Annotated in this window: 3 protein-coding genes; 2 read left to right on the forward strand and 1 reads right to left on the reverse strand. The window is 69.6% G+C overall.

The window, feature by feature from the left end; genetic code table 11:
* Positions 1-1,090: HAD-IC family P-type ATPase (locus tag I6U14_RS04525; RefSeq protein ID WP_296897223.1), on the reverse strand; the 1,090-nt coding region annotated here is incomplete at its 3' end.
* 541 nt (positions 1,091-1,631) lie between these two features.
* Between I6U14_RS04525 and I6U14_RS04530 the strand changes: the two genes are divergently transcribed.
* On the forward strand, positions 1,632-2,774 hold the full coding sequence (locus tag I6U14_RS04530; protein ID WP_296897225.1) for an efflux RND transporter periplasmic adaptor subunit: 1,143 nt from the start codon (positions 1,632-1,634) through the stop codon (positions 2,772-2,774).
* The coding region (locus tag I6U14_RS04535; protein ID WP_296897227.1) for a hypothetical protein at positions 2,767-3,091 on the forward strand (325 nt) is incomplete at its 3' end. The genes I6U14_RS04530 and I6U14_RS04535, both read left to right, overlap by 8 nt.

Raw genomic sequence — 3,091 nt, forward strand, 5'->3', positions numbered from 1 at the left:
TGTGCCTCGCGGGGCGGCGGTCGCGGCCCGGGACCGGGTGGCGTGGGCGGGCGGTCCGGAGGGTGGGAGCGGGTATCGTGTGGCGGGGGGGGGGGCCGGGCGGGTCCGGGCGGAGGACCGACGTGCGGCCGGGGGGCGCCACCGTCGGCAGCCGCCGCACCAGCGAATGGCGCTTTACCATGCGCTGCACGCCGATGGCGAGCGAGATGGTCACCACCGCAGGCAGGGCCTCGGGTACCACCGCCACGGCGAGCGCCACGCCGAAGATGAACATCTCCAGGATCGGCTCGCCCCGCAGCACGCCGAGCCCAGCGATGAGCACGACGACGATGCCGGCAGCGATGGCCAGCACCCGGCCCACCTTGTCCAGGTTCTGCTGCAAGGGCGTGCGCAGCTGCTCGACACCGGCGAGCATGCCGGTGACGCGGCCGAATTCGGTCCCCAAGGCTGTCTCAACGCCGATGCCGCGCCCACGCCCGTAGGCGACGTCGGTGCCGGAGTAGGCCAGATTAACCCGGTCCCCGACAGCGAGCTCGGGGTCGGGCAGGGCATCCGTGGCCTTGCTGACGGGCACCGACTCGCCTGTCAGTGCCGCCTCGTTGATGCGTAGGTTCACGGCCTCCGTCAGCCGCAGGTCCGCGGGGATGCGGTCGCCCGCATGCAGCAGCACCAGGTCACCCGGGACCACCTCACGGGCCGGAACAGTGCGCTCGTGGCCGTCGCGGATAACCCGTGCCGCCGGGGCTGCCATCCTGCGCAGGGCCTCCATGGCCCGCTCGGCGCGGTACTCCTGCACGAAGCCGAGCCCGATGGCGAAGAGGACGATAACGGCGATGGCCAGCGACTCCAGCACTTCCCCCAACACCGCGGACAACGCCACCGCGATGAGCAGGATGATGATGAGCACGTTCTGGAACTGCGCTGTGAGGATCTTCCAAGGCGAAACCGCATCGGCGCGAGGAAGCTCGTTGTATCCATGCCGGTCGAGGCGGTCGGCGGCTTCGTCGCTGGTGAGACCCTGCGCGTCGGCGCCGAGGGCGCTCTGAACGTCCTCGGTGCTGCGGGTGTGCCAGGGTTGCTGGGTCGGCATTGGGGTTGCTCCTGAGCCGCGGCGGTTCTGGTTGGGGCGCGCCGGGTCAATGGGGCCGAGGTGCGGGAGGTGGGCGGCGCCAAGCGTAACAGCCGCCGCCGGCGAGCGACCATAACGCAGCACTCAGCCACGATGCCCCTCCCAATGCAAGGATGCAGCTCGGGGGGCGGTGATCCTGCGGTGGCTCTCACCCTGGCGGCGGACCTGACAGGGCGAACGGCCAGGGTCCAGGCAGGCGAGGTTGCGACTTTGAGACAACGCTGGAGAGTCAGCGCCCTTGTTTGACGGTCCAGTAGGTACAAGCGAGCATGCTGCTGGCGCTCGTGCGAAGCCACCACAGAAGACCCGAGAGGCCGATATCGCCGCTGCGGTTCGGGCCGTCATCCGGCCGGCCTCAACGATGGTGACTGTTTCGCCTGCGCTCCGTCATGGCGCCCCCCGCAACCGTGGCGTAAACGTGCCATGTGCATCGAAAGATTTGATGGATCAAGGCAATACAAGTATATTAGAGAAATCTAATGTATTCTGGACGCAACAAACCATGATGACGCAACGACACAGAACGCGCCTGTCGTCCCTGTTGGCGCTGCTCCTGGCGCCGCCGGTGCTCGCCGCCGCGGATGCACCCCCGGATGCGACCGGCGATGCGCCGGCGGCGCTGCCGAGCGCCGAGGTCGCCTACCGCACCGTGCCGCGGGAGTACCGCCTGGACGGCATCGTCGAGGCCATCAACCGCACCACGGTCTCCGCTCAGACCCAGGGCCAGGTGGAAGAGATCCTCTACGACGTGGACGACTTCGTGGAGAAGGGCGACATCATCGCCCGGCTGCGCGACAACGAGCACCGCGCCCGCGTCGCCCAAGCGGCCGCGGAGCTCAAGTCGGCGACGGCGGATCTCTCCCGCGCCAAGGACGAGTTCGCCCGGGTGGAGGGGCTGTACGCCAACAAGAACATCTCCGAGTCTGAGATGGACCGCGCCGAAGCCGAGCTGGCCGGCGCCGAGGCGCGTCTCGACGCGGCCCAGGCGGCGCTGGAGCAGGCGCAGGAGCAGCTGGAGTACACCCGCATCCGCGCACCCTACTCCGGCATTGTCACCAATCGCCATGTGGAGCTCGGGGAGATCGCGAGCCCCGGGCAGCCGGTGATGTCCGGCGTGTCGTGGGGCGAGCGGGGGGTGGCGGTGGATGTGCGGCAGGGCGGGAGCCCGGCGGGGCGCGAGCTGGAGGGGGTCAAGGTCTACCGGCCGACCGGCGGTGAGCAGGCCGAGGTGGTCCAGCCGGAGCGGATCACGGTCTTCCCGTTCGCGGACATGGGCTCCAACACGTTCAAGGTGCGCCTGGACCTGCCGCAGGGGCTCAAGAATCTCTTTCCCGGTATGTTCGTCAAGACGGGCATCGTCACGGGCAAAAAGGACGAGCTGACGGTGCCCAAGGCAGCCGTGGTCTATCGCTCCGAGGTCACCGGCGTCTATGTGCTGGACCCGGACCGCGGCGTGCACTTCCGCCAGATCCGGGTCGGCCGCGACCATGGCGATGCGCTGGTGGTTTTGTCCGGTCTCACGGCGGGCGAGACCGTCGCGCTGGACCCCATCGCCGCCGGCGTCGCGCTGAAGGCCCGGGCGAGGGCCAAGGCCGAGGCTGGGACCGGAACTGGGATCGGGACTGGGGGCGGTGACGATGGCTGAGTCAGGCACCACGGATGCCGGTGCTCCGGCCGTCGGCGGCAGCTCGGGTGGCAGCTCCGGAGCTGACACCGGCCTCGGCCTCTCCGGCCGCATCGCCGCCCAGTTCCAAAACACCGAGATCACCCCGCTGCTGGCCCTGGTGGGGCTGCTGCTCGGACTCTTCGCCATCCTCATCACCCCGCGGGAGGAAGAGCCGCCGATCCACGTCACCTTCGCGGACGTCTTCCTCCCGTTACCCGGGTCGTCGGCCCGGGACGTGGCGCATCTCATTGCCGCACCCGCCGCGCCCAGGGCCGCCGCGATCAGACGCGGACAGC

This window comes from Thiohalocapsa sp. (genome assembly GCF_019695415.1).
Lineage (GTDB): Bacteria > Pseudomonadota > Gammaproteobacteria > Chromatiales > Chromatiaceae > Thiohalocapsa.

Coding starts and splice junctions, on each gene's coding strand:
- I6U14_RS04530 (WP_296897225.1), top strand. CDS start 1,632: ATGATGACGCAACGACACAGAACGCGCCTGTCGTCCCTGTTGGCGCTG.